The 22,273-nt window shown below is 34.3% G+C and carries 19 protein-coding genes and 1 riboswitch; all 19 genes read right to left on the reverse strand.

Annotated elements, in window-relative coordinates:
- Positions 1–93: 93 nt before the first annotated feature.
- Positions 94–1,056 (reverse strand): tyrosine-protein phosphatase, encoded by a 963-nt coding sequence (locus tag R9X47_RS11960; RefSeq protein WP_432667078.1) that lies wholly within the window; start codon positions 1,054–1,056, stop codon positions 94–96.
- A gap of 290 nt (positions 1,057–1,346) precedes the next feature.
- The gene (locus R9X47_RS11965; RefSeq protein ID WP_432667080.1) at positions 1,347–2,555 is read right to left on the reverse strand and encodes a hypothetical protein; all 1,209 of its coding nucleotides are present in this window, start codon (positions 2,553–2,555) and stop codon (positions 1,347–1,349) included.
- A gap of 22 nt (positions 2,556–2,577) precedes the next feature.
- Entirely contained in the window at positions 2,578–2,820 is a 243-nt protein-coding gene (locus R9X47_RS11970) for a hypothetical protein (protein WP_432667082.1), read from the reverse strand.
- Positions 2,821–3,273: 453 nt separating this feature from the next.
- Positions 3,274–3,798 carry a type 1 glutamine amidotransferase domain-containing protein gene (locus R9X47_RS11975; RefSeq protein ID WP_432667084.1) on the reverse strand — a complete coding sequence of 175 codons (525 nt, stop codon included), beginning with the start codon at positions 3,796–3,798 and terminating at the stop codon, positions 3,274–3,276.
- 9 nt (positions 3,799–3,807) lie between these two features.
- Entirely contained in the window at positions 3,808–5,535 is a 1,728-nt protein-coding gene (gene ptsP, locus R9X47_RS11980; protein WP_432667085.1) for a phosphoenolpyruvate--protein phosphotransferase, read from the reverse strand.
- A gap of 12 nt (positions 5,536–5,547) precedes the next feature.
- Positions 5,548–5,808 (reverse strand): HPr family phosphocarrier protein, encoded by a 261-nt coding sequence (locus tag R9X47_RS11985; RefSeq protein ID WP_432667087.1) that lies wholly within the window; start codon positions 5,806–5,808, stop codon positions 5,548–5,550.
- A 27-nt stretch (positions 5,809–5,835) separates the two neighbouring features.
- Positions 5,836–6,228, reverse strand: coding sequence for a dihydroxyacetone kinase phosphoryl donor subunit DhaM (gene dhaM / locus R9X47_RS11990; RefSeq protein WP_432667088.1), 393 nt, complete (start codon positions 6,226–6,228; stop codon positions 5,836–5,838).
- 12 nt (positions 6,229–6,240) lie between these two features.
- The gene (gene dhaL, locus R9X47_RS11995) at positions 6,241–6,870 is read right to left on the reverse strand and encodes a dihydroxyacetone kinase subunit DhaL (protein ID WP_432667090.1); all 630 of its coding nucleotides are present in this window, start codon (positions 6,868–6,870) and stop codon (positions 6,241–6,243) included.
- A 198-nt stretch (positions 6,871–7,068) separates the two neighbouring features.
- Entirely contained in the window at positions 7,069–8,067 is a 999-nt protein-coding gene (dhaK, locus tag R9X47_RS12000; protein ID WP_432667092.1) for a dihydroxyacetone kinase subunit DhaK, read from the reverse strand.
- 350 nt (positions 8,068–8,417) lie between these two features.
- Positions 8,418–10,439 (reverse strand): sigma 54-interacting transcriptional regulator, encoded by a 2,022-nt coding sequence (locus tag R9X47_RS12005; RefSeq protein ID WP_432667094.1) that lies wholly within the window; start codon positions 10,437–10,439, stop codon positions 8,418–8,420.
- A gap of 150 nt (positions 10,440–10,589) precedes the next feature.
- Positions 10,590–12,551, reverse strand: a complete 1,962-nt coding sequence (locus R9X47_RS12010; RefSeq protein ID WP_432667096.1) for a beta-galactosidase — start codon at positions 12,549–12,551, stop codon at positions 10,590–10,592.
- A gap of 319 nt (positions 12,552–12,870) precedes the next feature.
- A complete protein-coding gene (gene pgmB / locus R9X47_RS12015) occupies positions 12,871–13,527 on the reverse strand; it encodes a beta-phosphoglucomutase (RefSeq protein WP_432667097.1) in 657 nt (218 codons plus the stop codon).
- A gap of 1 nt (position 13,528) precedes the next feature.
- On the reverse strand, positions 13,529–15,880 hold the full coding sequence (locus R9X47_RS12020; RefSeq protein ID WP_432667098.1) for a glycoside hydrolase family 65 protein: 2,352 nt from the start codon (positions 15,878–15,880) through the stop codon (positions 13,529–13,531).
- 223 nt (positions 15,881–16,103) lie between these two features.
- Complete coding sequence (locus R9X47_RS12025; protein ID WP_432667100.1) at positions 16,104–17,327, reverse strand: sugar ABC transporter substrate-binding protein; 1,224 nt, start codon at positions 17,325–17,327, stop codon at positions 16,104–16,106.
- A 19-nt stretch (positions 17,328–17,346) separates the two neighbouring features.
- Entirely contained in the window at positions 17,347–18,180 is an 834-nt protein-coding gene (locus R9X47_RS12030) for a carbohydrate ABC transporter permease (protein ID WP_432667102.1), read from the reverse strand.
- Entirely contained in the window at positions 18,180–19,070 is an 891-nt protein-coding gene (locus R9X47_RS12035; protein WP_432667105.1) for a carbohydrate ABC transporter permease, read from the reverse strand. The genes R9X47_RS12030 and R9X47_RS12035 overlap by 1 nt, the downstream gene beginning before the upstream one ends.
- Before the next feature lie 43 nt (positions 19,071–19,113).
- Positions 19,114–20,103, reverse strand: a complete 990-nt coding sequence (locus R9X47_RS12040; RefSeq protein ID WP_432667107.1) for a LacI family DNA-binding transcriptional regulator — start codon at positions 20,101–20,103, stop codon at positions 19,114–19,116.
- 218 nt (positions 20,104–20,321) lie between these two features.
- Positions 20,322–20,942: a cyclodeaminase/cyclohydrolase family protein gene (locus R9X47_RS12045; protein ID WP_432667109.1), complete on the reverse strand. Its 621-nt coding sequence runs from the start codon at positions 20,940–20,942 to the stop codon at positions 20,322–20,324.
- 19 nt (positions 20,943–20,961) lie between these two features.
- Complete coding sequence (locus tag R9X47_RS12050) at positions 20,962–21,759, reverse strand: YARHG domain-containing protein (RefSeq protein WP_432667111.1); 798 nt, start codon at positions 21,757–21,759, stop codon at positions 20,962–20,964.
- Positions 21,760–21,993: 234 nt separating this feature from the next.
- Positions 21,994–22,158, forward strand: a riboswitch (M-box (ykoK) riboswitch).
- The last annotated feature ends 115 nt before the right edge of the window (positions 22,159–22,273 follow it).

Here is a 22,273-nt window from a genome sequence, read left to right on the forward strand (position 1 = left end):
AACTTATAGAAGAATCTATAAGTTTTCAAAGATATGGTTATACAAATATTATTAATACTTTTGACTAAGATAATTATATTATATCAAATTTAATTAATTAGTATATTTTTCAATGAGTACATCACGTTCTGCATCTGATATTTTTAGTACTTCCTTTCTAAAAGTATCAAAATCTCCATAAGTTGCTTCGATGTAATCAAATGTACCTTGTAAGTGAGCTTCATCTGCAATGATTGTTGGATATAAAGACTCCGGTAATTTTTCTAATATAGGCGCATTTTTCTCAGCAGTATACTCATTTGTAAGTACAAAATCCTTCATAATCCTATCTTCTGAAACACCTAAAATCTTATAGAACACTGCTGCTGCATAACCTGTTCTATCCTTTCCACCTTCACAGTGGAATAATACCTTCTGATTTTCTTCTTCAACTAACAGATGCAGAAATTTAGAAAATTCATCTGAAGAAAGACTTGCAAATTCAACATATCTATCAAGTTTAGACCGATCTAAATCAATATCGTAATTTTCTAGCAATTCATTGAAACGATCAATATTTCCGTCAACAAAAGAACGACGAATTTCAGCCACATGCTCTGCTGGAATTAATTCTTCTAATTCTGCAGGATTTGTTACTGGAATCTGAACGTATTTTACTCCATCTGGCATTCTATTAGGATGATGTTCAATTTCATCATCTCCTCTAAAATCAACAATTACATCAAATTGCATTGCATCAATTTCTTCTAACCCTTTGTCTGTCAAATAATAAAGAGTTTCTGATCTGAATAACATATCATCGTTAATCATACCATTTTCAGATCTTACGTCACCAAGATCTCTCATATTAACTAACCCATCTACAGCGACTTTTCTTTCTAGACCAGTTTTTTCTGGTAATTTTCCTTCTGAAACCAGTGAATCAATTTCTTGCTTTTTTTCTTTTGCTTCCTTAATTAGCAATTCCTTCATCTGACTATCTGTAGATATTTTTACATACGATAGAATTGCAATTACAGCGATTACAGCTAAAATAATCCATTTTTGTTTTTTCATTATTAATCCTCCTTTTAATCATACGATAATTTAAAGCTTAATATGTTCTTAGTATGACATGGAGAATTTTCTTTTTTCTTTCATAAATCTTACTTATTTCTTAAGTTTTCTAAGGAAAACCAATACTCTCTCATAGATATCTAATCTTTTAAGATTAATTATGCATCTATATAAACCTCACATTCCAAAGATAAAGAACTGCTTTATATTTTATAGGCAGTTCTTTATCAATTTTCCTCCTCATAAAAAGAGAAGTCATAAAATTGACTTCTCTTTTATATTTATATTATTTATTCTTGTGCAGACTTTTCTCCTGTTAATCCAGGTAACCCTAAGAACATATTAGCATTTTTAGCATCCGTTACAAGTGTATTTGGATATTCTCCATTCCATCTCTTAGCTCTTTCTAATTCTGCTTCGGCTTCCATAATCATAACTTCCATTTGCTTTAATCTAAGTTCTTGTTCTATTACTGAAGCCTTTATCTTAACAGCCGTTGCTTCAGCCTCTGCTTGCTCTACCTTTAATTGATTTAATGATTTTTGAGCCTCAAGCTGTGCTTGAGCTTCAGATTGTGCTCTCTCAACATTACGCTTATTGATAGCCTGTTGAGTTTGATACTCTTTTTCTGCTTTGAACTTTTCATCTATTGCCTTTTGTATCTCAGCGTTTTCAGGCGATAGTCCACCCTTCATACCTAAAACAGATATTGTAATTCCTCTTTCTTTAAAATATTCTATTGCACCAGTAACTTGCCCTAGTGCAGGTTGAGCAGGTGAATATGGCTTTATTTCATTTCCATTCTCATCGTACTCAGCTTTAATTTCTGGCATTGCAGGTACTTCTTTTTTCCCGTTTCTTATATAGCTGATAATTAAATCCTTTTTAGCAATAACTTCTTCATAAGGCATTGTCCCTGCTATTTCAGCATATAGTGCTTCAACCATTGGTCTTATTTCTGTGTCCATGATAGCCGCAAGTGGTCTCTCACCATAATTAAATCTATATTTTACTGCATCACTTTCCTTTATCATTGCTGTACAGTTCATTCCACTATAGAAAGTTATACTATCTTTAGCTTCAACCTTTATCGCTTCATCTGCGTCCTTGTTAGTACCACCTGGTCCATTTACCCATTCACGGGTAACAGGAGTTCTATCGATAATAAGTAGTCTTGAGCTTTGTCTCCACTCCCCTTGACTTGGCAAACGTCCTGTTTGCAGCCAATAATGAGGTATTTGAATATCTTTTTCTCTTACTAATTCTGCCAACATATCATCTTCACTTGTGAACTTTTTCTGATTGTCACTATCTCCACGAACTGGCACTAGAAAGGCCGTCTGGTTAGACTGTATTGTTACTATCTCTGGTCTATCATATGGCTTTCTAAATATGTTGAATACCGTAAAACCAATTACTGCAACTAATATAAATAATACTATTTTCCCAACCGGTACTTTCCTCAAATTGGGTTTTGGAATTTTGCTTTCACTTTCCATTTTCTTGTCCCCCTTAAGTAGTTTATACTCTTCTTAATAAAGCCTTAATTTCTCTAAGCCATAGCAGTACTGCTAATGCTAATAAAACAAGCCATAAATAACTGTGTACAAATTGTAAATATTGTAATCCATTAAAGGCAACCTGTGGATTATCGGCCTGTTGTAATGCTAGGCTATTTTGCATACCTGGATAAATAATTGCATCAAATACATAGTTGATAATAACTAGTACTATACTTAGTATTATCTTTGTCATCTTAGACAAGTACTACTCCCCCCTTTATCCCAACATAATTATGAAACTTTATTTACTTTTTTGTGGTAACAGCTTTCTTTATCTTATTGTACATTCTTGTTAATTTCTCCACAACCCGATATTTTCCTCCTTTTTTTTACATTTTTCTCACTTTCATATGTATTTCTCTCTATCATCTCAATTATCCTGTTTTCTCAAAATTCTCATTGCTCTTACGTTCTTTTTCATTTATTTCACTATAGAATCACACAAAAATATATATATTCAAATTATATCATTCATATTATCAAGCAAAAAAAAGAAGAGACCCCCGGTATCCTCTTCTTTTCTGATGTCTCACACATTTTCTTAATTTTCTTAAAAATCTATTACATTTTCATTGTCTGATTAACCTTATTAATCTTCTTTTTATAAACAATGATAACAACTTAGAGACATCGAACTTCTTTGTTTTGGTCAGATCTATCTTTGATAAATCACCTCAATAAAATCCCTCATATAATCCGGCAGATCTGGTGGCCTTCTACTTGATACTATATGACCATCAACAACACTAGGTACATCAATCCATATAGCACCTGCATTTTCCATGTCGTCTTTTATACCTGGAGTACTTGTCACCTTTTTACCCTTTAATATTTTTGCAGATATAAGCACCCATCCGGCATGACATATTTGACCTATAGGTTTCTTATTCTCATCCATATGTTTCACAATATCTATTACCTCTTTAAATCGCCTTAACTTATCCGGTGCCCATCCCCCAGGCACTAATAATGCATCATAGTCTGATGGGTCTATGTCCGAAAAACTTAAATCCGACTGTGCAGGTACTCCGTATTTACCTTTGTACTTTTTATTGGCACTTTCTCCAACTATGTCTACTAATGCCCCTTCTTCACGCAATCTTAAAATAGGATACCACAGCTCTAGATCTTCAAAATCATCGTGAACAAGGGCAATAATCTTTTTATTCTTTAATTTCATAGTAACACCTCAATTATTAATAAATCTACTTGATACTTCCTTTAAGTAATTCTCTATTTCATTTGGGTCACTCAACTTCATTACATTTTCTACTACCGTCTGAGCAAAATCCATATCTACGGAACTAATTATTTTTCTTATTTTTAATATAGAGGATGCATTCATGCTAAATTCATCTAAACCCATTCCTAATAGTAGAATAGTAGAAATCGGATTCCCAGCAAACTCTCCACACATTCCTGTAAACTTATTGGATCTATGGGAAACATCAATGACATTTTTTATTAATCTCAAAACTGCTGGATGAAAACTGTTATATATGTCTCCTACTTTTTCATTCATCCTATCGGCAGCTAAGGTATATTGAGTCAAATCATTTGTTCCAATACTAAAAAAATCGACTTCTTCTATTATTAAATCAGCAGTTAGCGCCGCCGATGGAATTTCTATCATAATACCAACTTCTATGTCTTCATCAAAGACCTTGTTCTCTTTTCTTAATTCTGACTTAGCCGCATCTAGAACCTTATTGGCTTTTTTTACTTCTTGTACTCCTGAAATCATTGGATACATTATTTTAACCTTTCCAAAAACACTGGCTCTAAGTATTGCCCTTAACTGTGTTTTAAAGAGCTTCTCTTCTTCAAAACATATTCTTATAGCTCTGAAACCAAGAAAAGGATTTTCTTCTTTAGGTAGATTAAGATATGGTATATCCTTATCTCCGCCAATATCAATTGTTCGAATGATTATTGGTCTTCCTTCCATTCCTTCAGCTGCTCTTTTATAGGCCTCATATTGCTCTTCTTCGCTAGGTAGATTGTTTCTATCCATAAATAGAAACTCAGTTCTAAAAAGACCTACACCTTCAGCCCCGTTTTCCATTGCTTTTTCAGTATCTTCTGGTTTAACGATATTTGCATAAAGCTCTACTTTCTTTCCATCCTTAGTAATTGTTTCTTTTTCCTTAAAGCTTTGTAGCTCTCTTTTAAAGGCTTCTAACTTCTCAATTTTTTCTCTATATTCACTTAGCTTATTATCACTTAGTTCTACTTCGACGAACCCTTCTGTTCCATTTACTGCTATAAATGAGCCTTCTTTCAATTCTTTTACAATTCCTTTTATTCCTAAAACAGCCGGAATATCCATATTTCTGGCTAAGATAGCCGTATGGCATGTCTTACCGCCTATTTCTGTTATTATCCCTTTAACATGTACCTTATCTATGGTTGCCATTTGAGAAGGCGTTATATCCCTACCAACTAAAATGACATCCTCATCTAGTTTAGATATATTCTTGTAGGGAATATCGAGTATATTTCTTAGTATCCTATCACCAATATCTCTTATGTCATTTGCTCTTTCCCTTAGATATTCATCTTCAAAGGATTCAAAGAGCTTAACCTTTTCATCTATTATTTTCTTTAATCCATATTCCGCTCTTATTTCTTCATCCTTTATCTTAGATTCTATCTCTTCACTCAGTGTTGGATCCTCAACAAGCATCATATGTGCTTCTATGATTGCTATTGCTTCTTCATCACTATTAGCTATAGATTTGTGCTTTATGTCGTCTAATTGCTTTACTGATTTTTTAAGAGCATCTTTAAACTTGCTAATTTCATTATTCAACTCTTCCCCAGAAATCTTCTCACTGTTTATTACTATATCAGGCTCATCTAATATTAATACCTTTCCTATACCAATTCCAGATGAAGCTCCTATTCCACTTTTCATAATTTCACCCTCTTATTCCTCACAGTTTTCAATGAACTTAATTAACTCTTCCACTGCTTGTACTTCATCATCTCCAAGGGCTGAAATTGTAATTTTACTATTGAACCTTATTCCCCCAGATAATACTGCTAAAATACTCTTAGCATTAATACTCTTCTCTCCAATTTCTAGATTTATATTAGATTTAAATCTCGATGCTATTTGAACAAATTGTGAAGCTGGTCTAGCGTGTAATCCATTCTCATTCTTTACAACTACGTCTTTTTTATACAATACGAGTCCCCCCATAAAAGCCTTATATCATACCTTAACCATGTTTTTACTTTCCTTAGCAGTCGATACTACTTCCTCTAGTGAGCTTCCTGTAGATGCCTGAACAACTGCACCGATACATCCCTCAACAATAGGTGCGTCTGCTATTACCACTCTCTTTTTAAGTTCTTCATCTAATAGGTCTAATGCGAGCTCTGTACTCATTATGGCGCTCCCCATATCGACTAGTATCAAAACGCCGTCACCATCATCAGCTCTCACAATTGCATCCATTATTTTCATAGTATCGGTTCCAATTCTACCGTCTCCTGTTCCTCCGGCAGCTTCTATTTTCTGACCTTCGTTTGCCATCTGTCTGCTTAGCTCTACTATACCCTCTGCTATCTTTTCGCTATGAGATACTATTACAATTCCTACCATATCTAAGCCCTCCTAACTGTTTAAGGTTTCTGAAATGGTCTTTATCATCAGATAAGTTGAAGTAGCACCCGGGTCCTGGTGACCTATACTTCTATCGCCAAGATAGCTGGCTCTTCCTTTAGTAGCTCTTATTGTTTTGGTATATTCAACGCCATCGGAGGCAACTTTTTCTGCTCTATTAAAGGCCTCTGCCATTGTACTTCCATCTTGTAAAGAATTCTTTAACTCCTCATATGCAGGAATTAAAGCATCCAACATAGTTTTTTCTCCTTTTTTCGCTTTACCTCTCATAATGATTCCCTTTATCGCTTCATCAAACATCTTTACAACATCATCATTCTCAAGCTCCATTTTTCCATTTACAGCCATTGCTGCCTTTAAGAAAGCAGTACCGTAAAGGGGTCCCGATGCTCCACCAACAGTTGATATTAATGTCATAGCCGTTGTTTTAAGTATAGTTCCACAATCCTTATCCTTTACTGTATCAATTTTTTCTTCCACTGCTTTAAAGCCTTTACTCATATTGATCCCATGATCGCCATCACCTATGGCTGCATCTAAATCCGTAAGGAACTGTCTATTCTCTTGTATAACCTTAGCTATATTTTTTAAGATATCTAATAATTTATCCCTAGTTATCATAATTAATTCCTCCTCACCTATTCTTCAATACTTGAGGGTGTCCCAGAATGACGAATTTCTGCGTTATTTGAAATCTCACCGACTTGGCTCGTACGATTAGTATTAGCCAAACCGATGAAATTTCAAAACCTTGAACTTCATTCATTCTGAAACACCCTGGGGCTGACTCAAAAGATGCTGTTATGAGATACGCCCTTCCTATAGCTCTTTAAATGCTGGTGTATCGGCTTTACTATCTAATAGCTCCTTAAGCTCATCATCAAGCTTCAATATAGATATTGAGAAACCAGCCATCTCTAATGAAGTCATGAAGTTTCCTACAATTGTTTTATGAGTCTTAATCCCCTTTTCCTTTAATATCTTGTCTACTTCGTTATTAACTATATATAATTCCATTAAAGGAGTTCCACCTAAACCATTTACTAAAACTGCTACTTCCTCATTTTCCTTTATCTCTATATCAGCAAATATTTTATCCATTAAGTCCTTTGTTATTTCAGTAGCTGGCTTAATTTTCTCCTTATGTGTTCCTGGTTCACCGTGTATTCCAAGTCCAACTTCCATTTCATCCTCAGCTAATTGAAAGCCTGGCTTACCAGCTGCTGGTACTGTACAAGGCGTTAATGACATTCCCATTGATCTTACATTTGATATAACCTTTTCAGCAATTCTCTTAACCTCTGGTAAGTCCGTTCCCTTCTCTGCTGCAGCCCCTGCAATTTTATGGATAAATATTGTTCCAGCTATTCCTCTTCTGCCTGTAGTCCAAGTACTATTTTCAACGGCAACATCATCATTTACTACAACACTATCTACTTTTATATTTTCTGCTTCGGCTAGCTCTCCAGCCATTTCAAAGTTCATAACATCTCCAGTGTAGTTCTTGATAACTAGAAGTACTCCAGCACCTCCATCAACTGCTTTTACTGCCTCAAAAACTTGGTCTGGAGTCGGTGATGTAAATACTTCCCCAGCAACTGCACCATCAAGCATTCCTTCTCCTACAAAGCCACCATGGGAAGGCTCATGTCCACTTCCTCCGCCGCTTACTAATGCAACCTTTCCCTTTACCGGTCCATTTGCTCTTACTAAAACATCAAATCCTTCAACTCTTTTAACATACTCTGGATGTGCCTTTACTATACCCTCAAGCATTTCATTTACTACATTTTCAGGATTGTTAATGATTTTCTTCACAACATACTCCTCCTTTATTTTAGGGTTTATTTATAACCCGAATTATTTATGAAAGATTTGAAAAAGTACAAGTAATTTTAGTAATAAACTATGTCCAACTTTCTTTAAATATGCATCCCATGTTCATTTTTATTCTTTTAGATTTACTTCTCGCTATATAGATATATAAGCAGTATTTGTGCCAAGTTTTCGTCAAAAGGTAAAAAAGGCCTTCTTCTCATTAAACCAAGGTATTTTACTGGTTTCTATGAAAAAGTCCTACACTTCACTGCTCAATCAAAGATCAAAAAAATAAAAAGAACTGATAAATTTTATCAATCCTTGATAATTTTTATCAACTCTTTAAGTAATTATCGTAGCCCATATTTCTTCGCCTTTAACCCTACGGTTCTATGGGTAATTCCTAAAACCTTACCCACTTTATTAAAAGACTTATGTTTCTCTAAGGCTAACTTTAGTATATTTCTCTCGTATTCTTCAAGTGACACTAGATCACCATCTACCAAGTTAATCAATTCCTTATTTTCAGATTTACCTATACCATTTATATACCTAGGTAGACAATCTTGATCTAAAATCTCTTCATCACTTAAAGCAATAGCCCTTTCTATAATATTCTCTAGTTCTCTAATGTTACCCGGCCAATTATATTTTTCTAGATATCCGAATATATCAGGTGACGCCTTTTTTATATCCATATCTTCCTTTATACAGATTTTTTCTATGAAATGCTCTACTAATAGTGGAATGTCGCCCTTTCTTTCCCTTAATGGCGGTAGGGTAATGGGAATAACATTCAATCTATAATACAAGTCCTCTCTAAATGCACCAGCCTTTATCATTTCCTCAAGATTTTTGTTTGTGGCAGCTATAACCCTGACATCCACCTTTATAGTTTGATTACCACCTACCCTTTCAAACTCTCTTTCTTGAAGAACTCTTAAAAGTTTAACTTGCATTTCCTTACTTATATCTCCAATTTCATCTAAGAATATCGTACCTCCATCAGCTAATTGAAATTTTCCTAGTTTATCCTTTATTGCACTGGTGAATGCCCCTTTAACATGTCCGAACAATTCACTTTCCAAAAGATTCTCCGGTATAGCTGCACAGTTCAATCTAACAAAGGGCTTATCCTTCCTTGAGCTTGCACTTGCTATCGCTCTAGCTAAAAGCTCTTTACCAGTTCCACTCTCACCATGGATCAATACCGTTGATGATGTTTTTGCTGCCTTTGAAGCTATGTAAAGAACATCCTTCAAGGCTCCACTCTTCCCAATTATTATGTCAAAGGCTTCGTGGATATTTTGTTTTCTATCGAGCTCCTCTTTAAAATATTTTATTTTTTCTTCGGCCTCAGATAGCTTTTCAATCATCTTTTGTAGCTGTGTTTCTTCCTTAGATATGGATACTACACCTTTGAATACGTCGTTTATAAAGACTGGAGCTGCATTAGATATAACTTTTACTCCCTCTTCCTTTTTAATTATTACACCAAGCTTCTTTTTTCCTGTTTTGATAACCTTTGCAATTGCAGAGCTTGGCAAGATGTCTTCCACATATTTCCCCTGTATTTTTGTCCTGTCTAGGTTCCAGATCCTCTCAAACTCTGGGTTTACATAGGTTATAACTCCTTTTTCATCCACCATGCAAATTCCATCGTTGGCATAGTTAACAATGTTTCCAAACTTCTCCTTTATTTCTATTACTGATTCAAGTCTATCGGAAAGTCTTTCTATTTCACTTATATCCTGAAATACTGCCACTGCCCCTATAATATTATTATCTACTATAATAGGACTTCGATTTGTTATTATAGTTGTATTCCCTAGTTTTTGCTTTTCCTGAACAGATTCCTTTCCTGTCTTCAATACTTCGTGAAGCTTAGATCCTTCCAGGACCTCATTAACTTTTTTACCGATTATTTCGTTTCTTTTAATATTAGCAATTTTTTCTGCTGCCCTATTAAAAAGAATAACTCTATTATCTTCATTAACTACTAATACTCCATTGGATATACTCTCAATTAAACTTTCGCTTGTTAAGGTATTTTTATCTAATACTCTATCAATGGCCTCTATGTCCGGGGTTTCAACATCGATCCTACCCACTAAACATTCTGCCATTTCATCAATGGCCTGTTTACAGTCCTTATCTTCGTCATACCCTATTAAGACCCTATCTCCCTTTCTTATTCCAAGAGTGGTCAATGCTAACATACTTGTTATTGGGATCTTACTTTCATCCTTTTGGATAAATAACTTAACACCGTATTTTTTATTAATCCTGGTAGCATTAAAGGATACTATAGCAGCAGCTCTAGTATGAAGCCCTTTTGGATTATCTATGACAATCTCTTTTTGATAATACATAATTTGCCACTCTCCATTTAGGTTTTTTATTTGTTTTAATTGTACTAAAGCCACGGTATTTTTTCAAACTTTTAAAAATTTTCAGTTTATATTATTGATTAAAAATAAATAGACATCGCAAACTGATGTCTATTTGATATTTCTTTCCCCTTATATATCTTCCTTGCAGTTTATAACTCTACTTCCATATGGCTCTATCTCAATATCCTTAAATTTCTTTGTCTCGTCAGTATGATTAGTAAGTACTAAATATTCTTCATCATCGGTATCACGAATATATACTTCAAGCCCATCTTGACTCTTAATATGACGAATCTTATTTTCAATAACAACTTCCTCTACAATATCCTGAATAATGTCCGTGTCTACACCACCACCGATGTAATACACTCTTCCTTCTCCGTATTCATTTACAGTTATACAGGCTTTATCGTTATACAATTTGTCATTATATTTATATAATGTCTTAGCTGTTGTTGGCGTGATTAAGTCTCTCCATACTTCACACAATCCAGATTTGCCCTTATATTTTTCTTTCCCTACTATTTCTACTTCCTGACCTATCTGGAGTGACTCAATCTCACTGACTTCAATACCAGATATTTTTCTTATACTACATGGTATAATCTCTCCAAAATTGATATTATTATTTTTATCCTTAATACCAGCTCTAAATGAAAATACAATTGTACCTCCATTTGTCACAAAATTTTCTAATCTATGTGCTAGCTCTTTATCAATAATTTGAAGAACAGGTATCACTAAAACCTTATATTTTGTAAAGTCTCTAGTCACTGGAACTACATCAATATGGGTATTTAAATTATAGAAAGGCGTATATAACCTCATTAACTCCTTAGTAAAGTCAAAGCCTGTGCTTTGTGGCTGGAATCTCCATGACCAACTATTGTCGTAATCATATAAAAGGGCAACATCCGATTTTATTTCTGACTCAAACAATTCTCCGTGGGTAGTAATTTCTTTCATAAAGGATTGAACTTCTCTATATTTTCTCCCATATCTATTGTCGTGATCGATTATACCAAAGCAAAACTGCTCTGCTCCCCTTGTCATACCTCTCCATCTAAAATAAAGCATATTTGTACAGCCGTGGGCAAAGGCCTGATAGGACCACATTTTTGCCTGGTTAGGTCTAGGGAGATATCCTATCACTGTATGTCCCTGGGCACCCATTAACTGCTCTACAATCCAAAAGTTTTTGTCCTGTAATCCTCTGATGAAATCAAGGTTCATGGCAATTTCAGCCCTTGGTAATGGCTCCCTTACGCCTCCCCAAACAGGATAATTATCATAGGATACAAAGTCTAAGTCTTTTACATTCTCTTCATGATCGAACCATTTACCGAAGAATCCACCAGCAACGTTGGTTGTTATGGTCTGATGCTCTCCCTTTAAACTTCTAACAAGCTCGATTTGCTCCTTTGTAAAACTATTAAGGGAGTGTGACCTAAATCTAGCCCAATCTAGTTGTAGGGCTGGATTATGGGTCGTTATGGTCTTTAGTGGAATTGGTATCTCATCGAAACTGTTATAGGTTTGACCCCAAAAGATAGTCCCATAGATTTTATTTAATTCGTCGATATCCTTATATTTATCACTTATATAAAACTGAAATTCCGTCTGACAGTTTTCACAAAAACACATGTCACTTCCTTCATGTCCAAACTCATTATCAATCTGCCATGAAATAATCGACTCTTCATCTTTATAATGCTCAACTAGTTTAGTGACTATCTTTCTGCTATATTCCTTGTAAATCTCAGAGTTATAGCAATATTGTCTTCGGCCTCCAAACACTCTGGTCTGCAGATTTTCGTCCTTTGACAAAATAGATGGATGTTTTTTGGCAAGCCATGCGGGAAAGGTTGCAGTGGGAGTACCAAACATCACCTTTATATCTTTAGCTTTTAACTTATCGATTACCATATCAAAAAATGAAAAGTCAAACTCGCCCTCTTGTTTTTCCATTAGATGCCAAGCAAATTCACCTATTCTGACAATATTGACTCCAAGCTCTTTCATACCTCTTATATCTTCGTCCATCATGTCGATATCCCAATGCTCCGGATAATAGTCTACACCTAAATACATATGGCTCCCCCTTACTTTTACAGATGATTAAATTCCAAATATTTCTATACATGTACTTATTTTCTATGTTAGCAAAAGTGAAATTAAATAGCAAACAAGCATTAAACTCGGATTATTCATGAAAAATTCAAAACTCTGCTGCGTCCTTTTGATTCTAAGACATCCATCAAATTCTTGACGTACCGTTTTGGTATGCCTTCGAACTTGATGAAAGTCTTAGAATTCAAAATTACTTGCACCCTTTCAAACTTTTCATGAATAATCCGGGTTAAAAAATAGAGGCTTAGAAAAAATTTCTAGCCTCTATCTTTTACTCAGATTATTTAAATAATAAATTAAACTTCTCTAAATCCATTTCATGCAGTCCATCTATTTGCAAGTCCGAATCCTTTAATGTATCAGATTTCCCTATACCTATAGCTATCATACCAGCTCTTTTAGCCGCTTCTATTCCCGCCTCAGCATCTTCAAATACTATACAATCTTCAGGCTTTGCTCCAACAGCCTCGGCCCCAAGTAGAAACACTTCTGGATCGGGCTTAGCATTTTTGACCTTAGTACCATCTATAATTGCATCAAAATAGTTCAATATATTTAATTTAGTCAGTATCATCATAGCATTTTTACTTGCGGACCCTAATGCCACCTTTATTCCATTGTTCTTTAAGGTCTCAATGAATTCCTTTGCTCCTTCTAATAGCTCTGATTCATCCATCTTTTCGATATATTCCTTGTACCAAGTATTCTTACTAGCCGCTAATTTTTCTTTAAAATCTTGGTCGTAGGTTTTTCCTCCGATTTCAAGGATTATTTCAAGGGATCTCATTCGGCTGACACCCTTTAGTCTCTCATTATCTTCTAGAGTAAAATTTATATCTAGTTCTTCAGCTAATCTCTTCCATGCAAGAAAGTGGTATTTTGCCGTATCTACTATTACTCCATCTAAATCGAATATAGCTGCTCTAATGTTCTCCATATTACCTATCACCTATCTTAACACTTATTTTTTCCATTGGCTTTAATTGAAGCTTCTCACCATAATGCTCTACAGCTAATGCTTCGCCTTCTATGAGTTCATAGTTTGCTCCCTGTCTATTTACTTCAACTTCAATAGTTCTACCTTTAAAATTCGTTTTAAACCTATACCCTCCCCATTTTTCTGGGAGATATGGTTTAAACCCTATCTTATCTTTATTAATTCTTAAACCTGCAAATCCATTCACAACACACATCCAAGTCCCGGCCATATTTGCTGCGTGTATTCCATGACTAGTATTTCCTTGATAGTCATCTAGATCCATCCTAGCTGTACTACTGAAGTATTCATAGGCCTTTTGATGATAACCTATATCACTGGCTACGATGCTGAATATACAGCTTGAAAGGGATGAATCATGTGTTGTAATCCTTTCATAATAATCGTAGTTCTTTCTTTTTTCTTCATCTGTAAACCTATCACTTAGTAAAAATAGAGCTAAAACTAAATCTGCTTGCTTACACACTTGATATCTATATATTACAAGGGGATGATAATTTATAAGTAGGGGATAGTTTCCTTTTGGTGTATTTTCGAAATCCCATACTGCTTTATCAAAAAAGCTTTCATCTTGAGGATACAAACCAAGCTCATTATTGAATGGAATGTACATGTTGTCTGAAGCTTTCAGCCATATTTCTAGCTCGTTTTCCTCTAAATCCAATTTCTCTACTAATTCTTTATATCGCTCTTCATTTTTTTCCTTCATCAACAGAGCAACATCATATGCATAACTTAGGTTTTCCTTTGCAATTAAATTTGTGTAGCAGTTATTATTAACAATTGCTGTATATTCATCGGGTCCAGTAACTCCGTTGATGCAAAATTTGTTTCCTTTGCTCTCAATAAAATCTCCTAAGTCCGCCCAAAGCCTTGCAGTCTCAAACAATATCTCCGCGCCATACTGCTCTAAAAATTCCATGTCCTCTGTGACTTCCATATATCTTTTGATAGCAAAGGCTATATCTCCATTTATATGGTACTGAGCTGTTCCAGCAGGATAGTAAGCAGAACACTCTTCACCATCAATGGTTCTCCATGGAAATAGTGCTCCCTTTTCATGAGCCATTTGCCTTGCTCTTTCCCTTGCCTTATCTAAAATACTGTATCTATATTCCAGTAGTTTACGACTTATATATGGATGATGAAATAGGAAGAAAGGCAGAATATATATTTCTGTATCCCAGAAATAGTGACCTTCATATCCTTCTCCAGTTAATCCCTTAGCTGCAATGTTAGTTCTTCCATCTCTACCTGTTGACTGAAGTAGGTGAAACATATTAAATCTGATTCCCTGTTGAAGACCTGTATCTCCTTTTATCTGTATGTCTCCCTTATCCCAATATTCTAAGACAAACTCTCTTTGTGCTCTAGATATCGAGCTAAATCCTTCTTGTTTACCTTTTTCTACAATTTCCCTTGCCATTGATAGAAGCATATATTCTTTATAATCTCTTGATGTGACATATGATATATATTTTGATAATGAGATCTTCTTGTTTCTTTTCCCATCTATATCATAATGAACTTCTACCTTGGAGTCTTCTAGTACATTATCTAAGCAATAGCTGCTTTCTGTGTCTATTTCATTTTCCATTGAGCATACTAATGAAAACTGAGTATGTTTTGTTTTTTGTATTAATGCACCAAAGCTCTCATCCATAACTCTCTCTTCAACTGAAAGCACCGATCCATCAAAACTAGAACCTACCCTAGGATCATTCTCAGTAGCTATGTTAGATATATTTCCATCTAGAGCAGAGATTATCTTTATCTTTCCATCGAAATTTAGAGGAGTTACTTCATATTTTATTGCAGCTAGATGCTTGTTTTCAAAGGATATTAGTCTTTCTATCTCTATCTTAGCTTCTTTTCCCTTAGGAGATCTCCATATCAGACTTCTCTTTAACATTCCTTCCTTTAGGCTCAGTACTCTTCTATAGTCTAGAACCTCTCCACTGAGCATATCAAACTCTTCGTCTTCAATAAAAAGCTTAACTATTTTTCCATTGGTTACATTAAGCATAGTTTGACCTTTTTCAGGATATCCATAGGCAATTTCACCATATTTAATGACTTCACTTTCATAAAATCCATTTAAATATGTTCCTTCCGTTCCTGTTCCGACAGGCCCAGAATAACCTTCTTCAAATGTACCTCTCATACCAATATAACCATTTCCTAAAGCAAAGACTGTCTCATTCCTAGCGTTATTCTCTACTTTGAAATCTTCTTCTATTATGTTCCATTCATCATAATTATAGATACTCCTACTATTTAGAAGCTTTTTCATGTCCTAGCTCTCCTTCTTATTGCATCTTCTTTAAACCCAGATTATTCATAGAAAACTCCAAACTGTACTGTGTACTTTCAAACTTTCCATGAATAATACGGTTTTAAAGTAGTGTTCATAATCCTTTTAAATCTTTTTAACATATCTTAACAACTCTATATTTAAAGTTCATGGGACATATCTTTCAAGATATGTCCCATAATTTCTATCTGTCAGTTGCTAATTATTTTTTTGCTTCTTCTATAACCTTAGCATATTTATCTAATGTTTCTTTAACATCCTTACCTTCGATTGCGATTTCTCTTAATGCATCATTTAAAGCCTTATCAACAGTATCCCAGTAAGTAACATTAGGTCTTGCTTCTGCCACTTTGATTGCTTCATTTACAGCCTTAAAGTATGGTTGTTGCCATTCTTCAACCTGTCCATATGCATCACTTCTAGCAGAAGGCCATCCCATTTCTTTAACTAGTATCTCTTGAGTCTCTTTGCTAGTTAAATACTTCGTAAATTCGAAAGCTAACTCTTTATTAGGAGAACCTACAGGTATACCAATAACCTCTCCACCTAGAACCTTTGATTTCTTTTCTGGGCCTGAAAACGCCGGTGCAGCCTTAACTTCTTCTTTACCACCGTCTTTTACAATAACGTTGATTGCAAATGGCCAGTTTGCTCCATAATAAACAGATTCTGTTGCAAGATATTTGTTCATAGTATTCCAGTCAGCCTTCTTAGTGTCAGGTGATAGGTAAGGCCAAAGTTCTTGTAGGAATGTATATGCCTTTATTGAACCTTCATCGTTTAATACAAGTGGATCTCCACCAGCCTGTCTGATGAACTCAAATAATTGTACAGTTGTATTTCCATCTAATGTACCCTTTATTGCTACTCTACCAACGCCTTCTTTTTCCTTTAAGGTCTTAGCAACTTCTAAAAGTTCATCCCAGTTTGTAGGAGTTTTTAGTCCATACTCGTTGAATTTCTTTTCGTTAAAGAAATCAATTTCTACATTTGGTCTGTATGGCATAAAGAATAATTTACCCTCAAACTCTCCAACTGGTACTAATGATTCGATTATTTCATTTGGTATTAAATCTCTGTATTCACTTAAATCTTCAACTAATCCCTTATCAACAAGTTGTGCTAAAGCCATGTTATCTTGAGTGATAATGTCAATTTCCATTTTGTTTGCCTTATTCATTGCTTCAAGCTTTGTTATTAAATCTGCTGGTTCAATTTGAAGTGGTTCAATTTTTACATTGTGTTGTTCTTCAAATCCTGGAAATACTTTTTCCTTCATTACTTCCCACTCTGACTCACCAAGAGCCATACTTACTCTTAATACTTTTTCTTCTGAAGCTGCTTCTTCTTTCTTAGGACCAGCGCAGCCAGCGAAAACTGATGCAACTAACATTGTTGCAAGTAATAATGCTAAAATCTTTTTCATAAAAATCCCCCTCAAAGTTTTATTTTATAGCTCCACCAAGATAATCTGATTTTAGATATCTCTGAAGAGCGTATGTTATTAATGCCACTGGTATAGTTAGTATTGTGGCATAGGTAGCTGTTTGGAAGAATCCTCCTCTATTAACGTAATAGTAAACCTGTAGAGGTAGGGTATTCTGCGAAAGTGATAGGTATAATGCGTAGGTAAATTCATTCCATGAGTTAAGCCATACGAACAACGATGCCACTGCTATTCCTGGCGTTGCTATTGGTATTACTATACTTATAAGTGATCTTAATCTTGAAGCCCCATCTATCATGGCACTCTTCTCAAGATCAACTGGAATGACTTCAAAGGTTCCAACTAAAATCCATGTTATAAATGGAAGCTGTTCTATCAAGTGGGCTAGAACAAGTCCTATATAAGTGTCCATAAGATTCCACTGAAGGAATTTCACCGATATTGGTAGAGCAATACCTACATTTGGGAACATCCTTGTAAAAAATAGGGTAAGTATTACAATATATTTAACCTTCTTTGGCAGCCTTGATATTACATAAGCAGCAGGAGTAGCAATAAAAATTGCAAAGAGTGCTGTCAAAGTTGCTACCACGAAACTTTTTGTAAAAGCTGGCCATAGTTTACCCGATGTAATAACCTTAATCCAATGATCAGGAGTAAAGTTGTGAATTAGAAATGTCGGATGCTGAGTAAGTACATCAACTGGTTCACTAATAGATATTTTTACTAAAATATACACTGGTATCAACGTTATTAATGAAAAAAGTATTAATAAAGGGAAGTATGATTTTTCAATGAAACTGCCAAATCTATCTTTACCTATTGTTTTCATTATGCTAAGCCCTCCCCTTTGTCAACATATTTAAGATACAGTAAAACAAATAACATTATGATTACGAGTAGTATAGTTGCTGCTGCTCCTGATACATTCGGATTGTTATAAACTCTATATTCCTCAAAGGCAAATGTTGCTATTACAGGTGTATTTCTACCGGCCAGAATCATTGGTAATTCAAATATTCTAAATAGGTCTACAGACCTTAGGATTACTGTCATAGTTATAGATGGTTTAAGCAGCGGCAATGTAATATTTTTAAATGTTTCCCATTTTGACGCCCCATCTATTTGAGAAGCTTCATAGACTTGTGTTGGTATCGATTCTAAGCCTGCAAGTAATAATAACGTTACTATAGGCGTTACCTTCCACATATCTGCGAAAACAACCATGAGCAATGTTCTTACTCCACCACTTGCCCAATCTATTGGGATGAATCTATAAGTCTCTGCTACTATTCCTAGGTATTTCAATCCCTCTACTATTCTATAAAACATTTCATTTAAATAACCTTGGGTATCAAAAATGTATAGTAGAGCAACACCAGAAACTATTGTAGGTACTCCCATAGGCGTTAATATAAGTGCTCTAAAAAATCCTTTGCCTTTAAATTTCTTCTTAAGTATTAGTGCAAGAATAAGACCTACAGTTAATTGCATTATTAATCCTAAAATCGAAATGATCACTGTGTTTGAAAAGGCTTTTCTAAAATCGTCTCTTTCAAGTAGGTATTTGTAGTTCTCTAAACTGAAGGCATTAGTATCGATACTCATAAATCCTAGCTTTATCGTTGTAAGTACTGGAATCATAGTGAAGTACATTATATAAAGCGCCAGTGGTGAAATAAGTAATATCTCCATATAATATTTCTGTAAAAATCTTTTCATTCAACCATCTCCATGTAAACGTTATCATTTTCATTTAAAAAAATTAACAGCTTTGTCTTTCTATAACATTATGCTTTAAAACCACTTTATATTTCTCGATTTTTTCTTTATTTATTTTTCTAGCAAGTAGCTTCATTCCCTCACAGCCCATCTCATATAATGGCTGAGAAATAGTTGTCAGAGGGGGATATACCATTTTGGATATATCTACATTATCAAAACCTACTACGGCCAATTCCTCGGGAATCCTATACCCTTGTTCCAGAGCGGCTCTGATTACACCCACAGCCATCTCGTCACTTGCAGCGAATACTGCCTGTGGTCTATTATCTAAGCTTAAAAGTTTCTTCGCTCCTTCATAGCCACTTTCATATCTGTAGTTTCCTTCTAAAATAAAATCTTTGTTGATACTTATACCTGCCTCGGACAATGCCTTTATGTAGCCGTTAAATCTTGGCAGCCCAGCATTTGGATCTGTCATTTCTCCGCCTATAAATGCTATATCTCTGTATCCTTTGCTGATAATGTATTTAACTGCATCCTCAGCTGCTTTTATATTATCTACTGTAACCGATGTCAAATCTTTATAATCTGTAGATATCAAAACTATTTCAATACCTACGCTGGCAATTTTGTTAGCTATTTCTTCAGTTATAGTATTACTCATGTAGACTATTCCATCTACCTGTTTTTCTACAAGAACATCAAAGTATTTCTTTTCCTTATCCCTATCCAAATCTGTATTGCATAGAATGATGTTATAATTGTACTCATTTGCAACATCTTCAATACCTCTTACTACGTCGGGGAAAAAGTGACTTGAAATATCAGGAATTATTATCCCAATTGATCTAGTATTTTTAACCTTTAAGCTTCTAGCTATTGCATTAGGTTTATATCCCGTTTTTTCAATAGCATCAAGCACTTTTCTTGTAGTTTCTTCTTTTACATAAACATTTTTATTAATAACCCTTGAAACAGTAGCAATAGATACACCAGCTAACTTCGCGACGTCCTTTATACTAGCGCTCATGTTATCCCCTTTCGTGTAAACGTTTACATCATTTCTTAATTAATTTTATCAAAGTATTTTTTTTATGTCAATATTTTATTTTTCTGTAAATTCAACTTTCAGCTATCACTTTTAACTTTTTAATGCTTCTTTAATAGCGTATTTTTCTCTCTTTTTTACTGGATTTAAATATTTTTTTCCTTTTTTTACATATTCAAATGTGTCATCAGCCTTTTACTTTAGCTTGACTTTGTATTACTGAAAACACTTCTATTATCATTTAGTCGAGATTCTACTTCCCTAACTCTCCTCAATGTCTCGTCAACAAAGTCTTTATCTTTTATTAGAGAGCAATTTATCTCTACGTTATTTATTGATGCCTCAACTACAGCTTTAGAAATAATATAGGCCGCTTTAGCATCTCCAATTGCATTTTTATTTCCATTTTTCATTAATACTTTAATTATCTCTAATAATTCCAGTGTATTTTGAGCAAGCTCTAAGGGAACTAACGCAGCTTTTTTTAAGTTTTCATCAATAGTTGTTTCCCTGAGTAGTTTTTCATTTTCTTTACTCTTGGACATTTTATAAGCTTGTACTACTTGGCTATACACATTAGCATCATTGTCTATCTCTCGGACAAATATATTTCTATAATCCTCAGCCATCTTTGATAGTTTTATCATCAGATCTTGTACTCTCTCATAACCCTTTTTGTCAATTGTTGTGTTAGCAACAAGTTCTGCTAAAGCTGCAGATAAGGCCGCGCATAATGCTAAAACGCTCCCTCCACTTGGAACTAATGGATGTTTTGAAGAAGTATCTTCTAAAAAGGATTTAATAGTTTTATTTACATACATTAAGAGACTCCTTTCTCATTTATTCTAATCGCTCTAGGTTCTTTACAACTTCATGTTTCTCTGAATTCATTTTACGAAACTTTTCAAATTCTGGATGATCTTCTGGAAATGGAAAATCTGTTGGTCCTCCTATAAGGTACTTATTTTTGTCAGTTTCAAAGTATCTTTTATCACCTACAGTATCGTATATCCTCTCATCAGCATAGGGCGATTCAGTATTTATGATACTAAAAAACTCCCCGTAATTCTCATCCATTTTTTTCTCCGGTTTAAAGTATATAGTAATACCCATATCAAATTCTTCAACTCTATACTTCCCCTCCCAGCTTTTAGGAAATGTTAGTATAAAACCTAGCTTGCTACTCTTAAATTGTAACGGCTCTTGTTCTTTCTCCAAAGCAATTATTTGTTTAATATTCTGTTTATCAATATTATTTAGTTTGGCTTCAACATTCTTATCAATTGGCGTATACCAAGAAAACTGTGAGAAATAGTCACTATATTTTTTTGTTGAAAATTTATATCCATACTTTGCGTAAATTGAGTTCCTTAAAATTGAAAGCTCATTCTCATTTAAATTTTTAAGCAAATCATCTTCAAAGGGTTCACTAAGATTAAAATTGTAGCTATCTAATATCAGTGTCACATCTCCTTCTATCTCACTTTCACCCATAATAGTTGTTTTACTTACTTCTGCGTCAGTTGATTGTATATCAATATTAGAATTATCTGTATCGTCTGTGTGTGAACAGTTAGAAGAAATAATAGTAATGCATATTAATGTTAATATAGTAAGTAAATATTTTTCTATTTTCATGATGTCCCCCTCTTCATCTCAAGTGTTATAATTATACTTTTTTAATCATAATCCTTTCCTATTTACATTAATTAACATATCATTTTTCAGTATATATTAACAGGAAAAAATTTACTCTCATTTGATTACATTCATTAATATTGACTTCTACAAGAAAATAGAATAAGATAAATTAGGAAAGTATTTATTTCTAAGGGATTAGTCCCTTCATTTTATGATTAAAATTTCTAAAAAAATAGTCTTTGTTAGGCAAGGCTCCTATACAGATATACGCTGCTGCCCTGAAACATCGAAAGATGCCAAAGGGTCAACAGGTTCTATCGGATTAAGGTATTACTTAATGTAGCTGGATTTATTCCAAAGCTGTATAGTGCTAAAGCTCAACGAGTGAAGATGATTATTTATTTTACCGTGTGTAAAAACTTCACTTGTGGTGAAGTTTTTTTGTTGTTGAGGTCATTTCTCAAAGAGAAATCTGATCAAAGTGAAAGGGTTCAATACCCTTGAGTTGTTA

The organism is Wukongibacter baidiensis (assembly GCF_050888315.1).
Classification (GTDB): domain Bacteria; phylum Bacillota; class Clostridia; order Peptostreptococcales; family Caminicellaceae; genus Wukongibacter; species Wukongibacter baidiensis.

Excerpts from the sequence above, each read along its gene's own strand:
- R9X47_RS12050 (WP_432667111.1), bottom strand. The coding sequence starts at position 21,759 with ATGAAAATAGAAAAATATTTACTTACTATATTAACATTAATATGCATT.
- R9X47_RS11965 (WP_432667080.1), bottom strand. The coding sequence starts at position 2,555 with ATGGAAAGTGAAAGCAAAATTCCAAAACCCAATTTGAGGAAAGTACCG.
- R9X47_RS12020 (WP_432667098.1), bottom strand. The coding sequence starts at position 15,880 with ATGAAAAAGCTTCTAAATAGTAGGAGTATCTATAATTATGATGAATGG.
- dhaL (WP_432667090.1), bottom strand. The coding sequence starts at position 6,870 with ATGATAACTAGGGATAAATTATTAGATATCTTAAAAAATATAGCTAAG.
- R9X47_RS12030 (WP_432667102.1), bottom strand. The coding sequence starts at position 18,180 with ATGAAAACAATAGGTAAAGATAGATTTGGCAGTTTCATTGAAAAATCA.
- pgmB (WP_432667097.1), bottom strand. The coding sequence starts at position 13,527 with ATGGAGAACATTAGAGCAGCTATATTCGATTTAGATGGAGTAATAGTA.
- ptsP (WP_432667085.1), bottom strand. The coding sequence starts at position 5,535 with ATGAAAAGTGGAATAGGAGCTTCATCTGGAATTGGTATAGGAAAGGTA.
- R9X47_RS12010 (WP_432667096.1), bottom strand. The coding sequence starts at position 12,551 with ATGTATTTAGGTGTAGACTATTATCCGGAGCATTGGGATATCGACATG.
- R9X47_RS11975 (WP_432667084.1), bottom strand. The coding sequence starts at position 3,798 with ATGAAATTAAAGAATAAAAAGATTATTGCCCTTGTTCACGATGATTTT.
- R9X47_RS12025 (WP_432667100.1), bottom strand. The coding sequence starts at position 17,327 with ATGAAAAAGATTTTAGCATTATTACTTGCAACAATGTTAGTTGCATCA.
- R9X47_RS12040 (WP_432667107.1), bottom strand. The coding sequence starts at position 20,103 with ATGAGCGCTAGTATAAAGGACGTCGCGAAGTTAGCTGGTGTATCTATT.
- R9X47_RS11960 (WP_432667078.1), bottom strand. The coding sequence starts at position 1,056 with ATGAAAAAACAAAAATGGATTATTTTAGCTGTAATCGCTGTAATTGCA.
- R9X47_RS12045 (WP_432667109.1), bottom strand. The coding sequence starts at position 20,942 with ATGTATGTAAATAAAACTATTAAATCCTTTTTAGAAGATACTTCTTCA.
- dhaM (WP_432667088.1), bottom strand. The coding sequence starts at position 6,228 with ATGGTAGGAATTGTAATAGTATCTCATAGCGAAAAGATAGCAGAGGGT.
- R9X47_RS12005 (WP_432667094.1), bottom strand. The coding sequence starts at position 10,439 with ATGTATTATCAAAAAGAGATTGTCATAGATAATCCAAAAGGGCTTCAT.
- R9X47_RS12035 (WP_432667105.1), bottom strand. The coding sequence starts at position 19,070 with ATGAAAAGATTTTTACAGAAATATTATATGGAGATATTACTTATTTCA.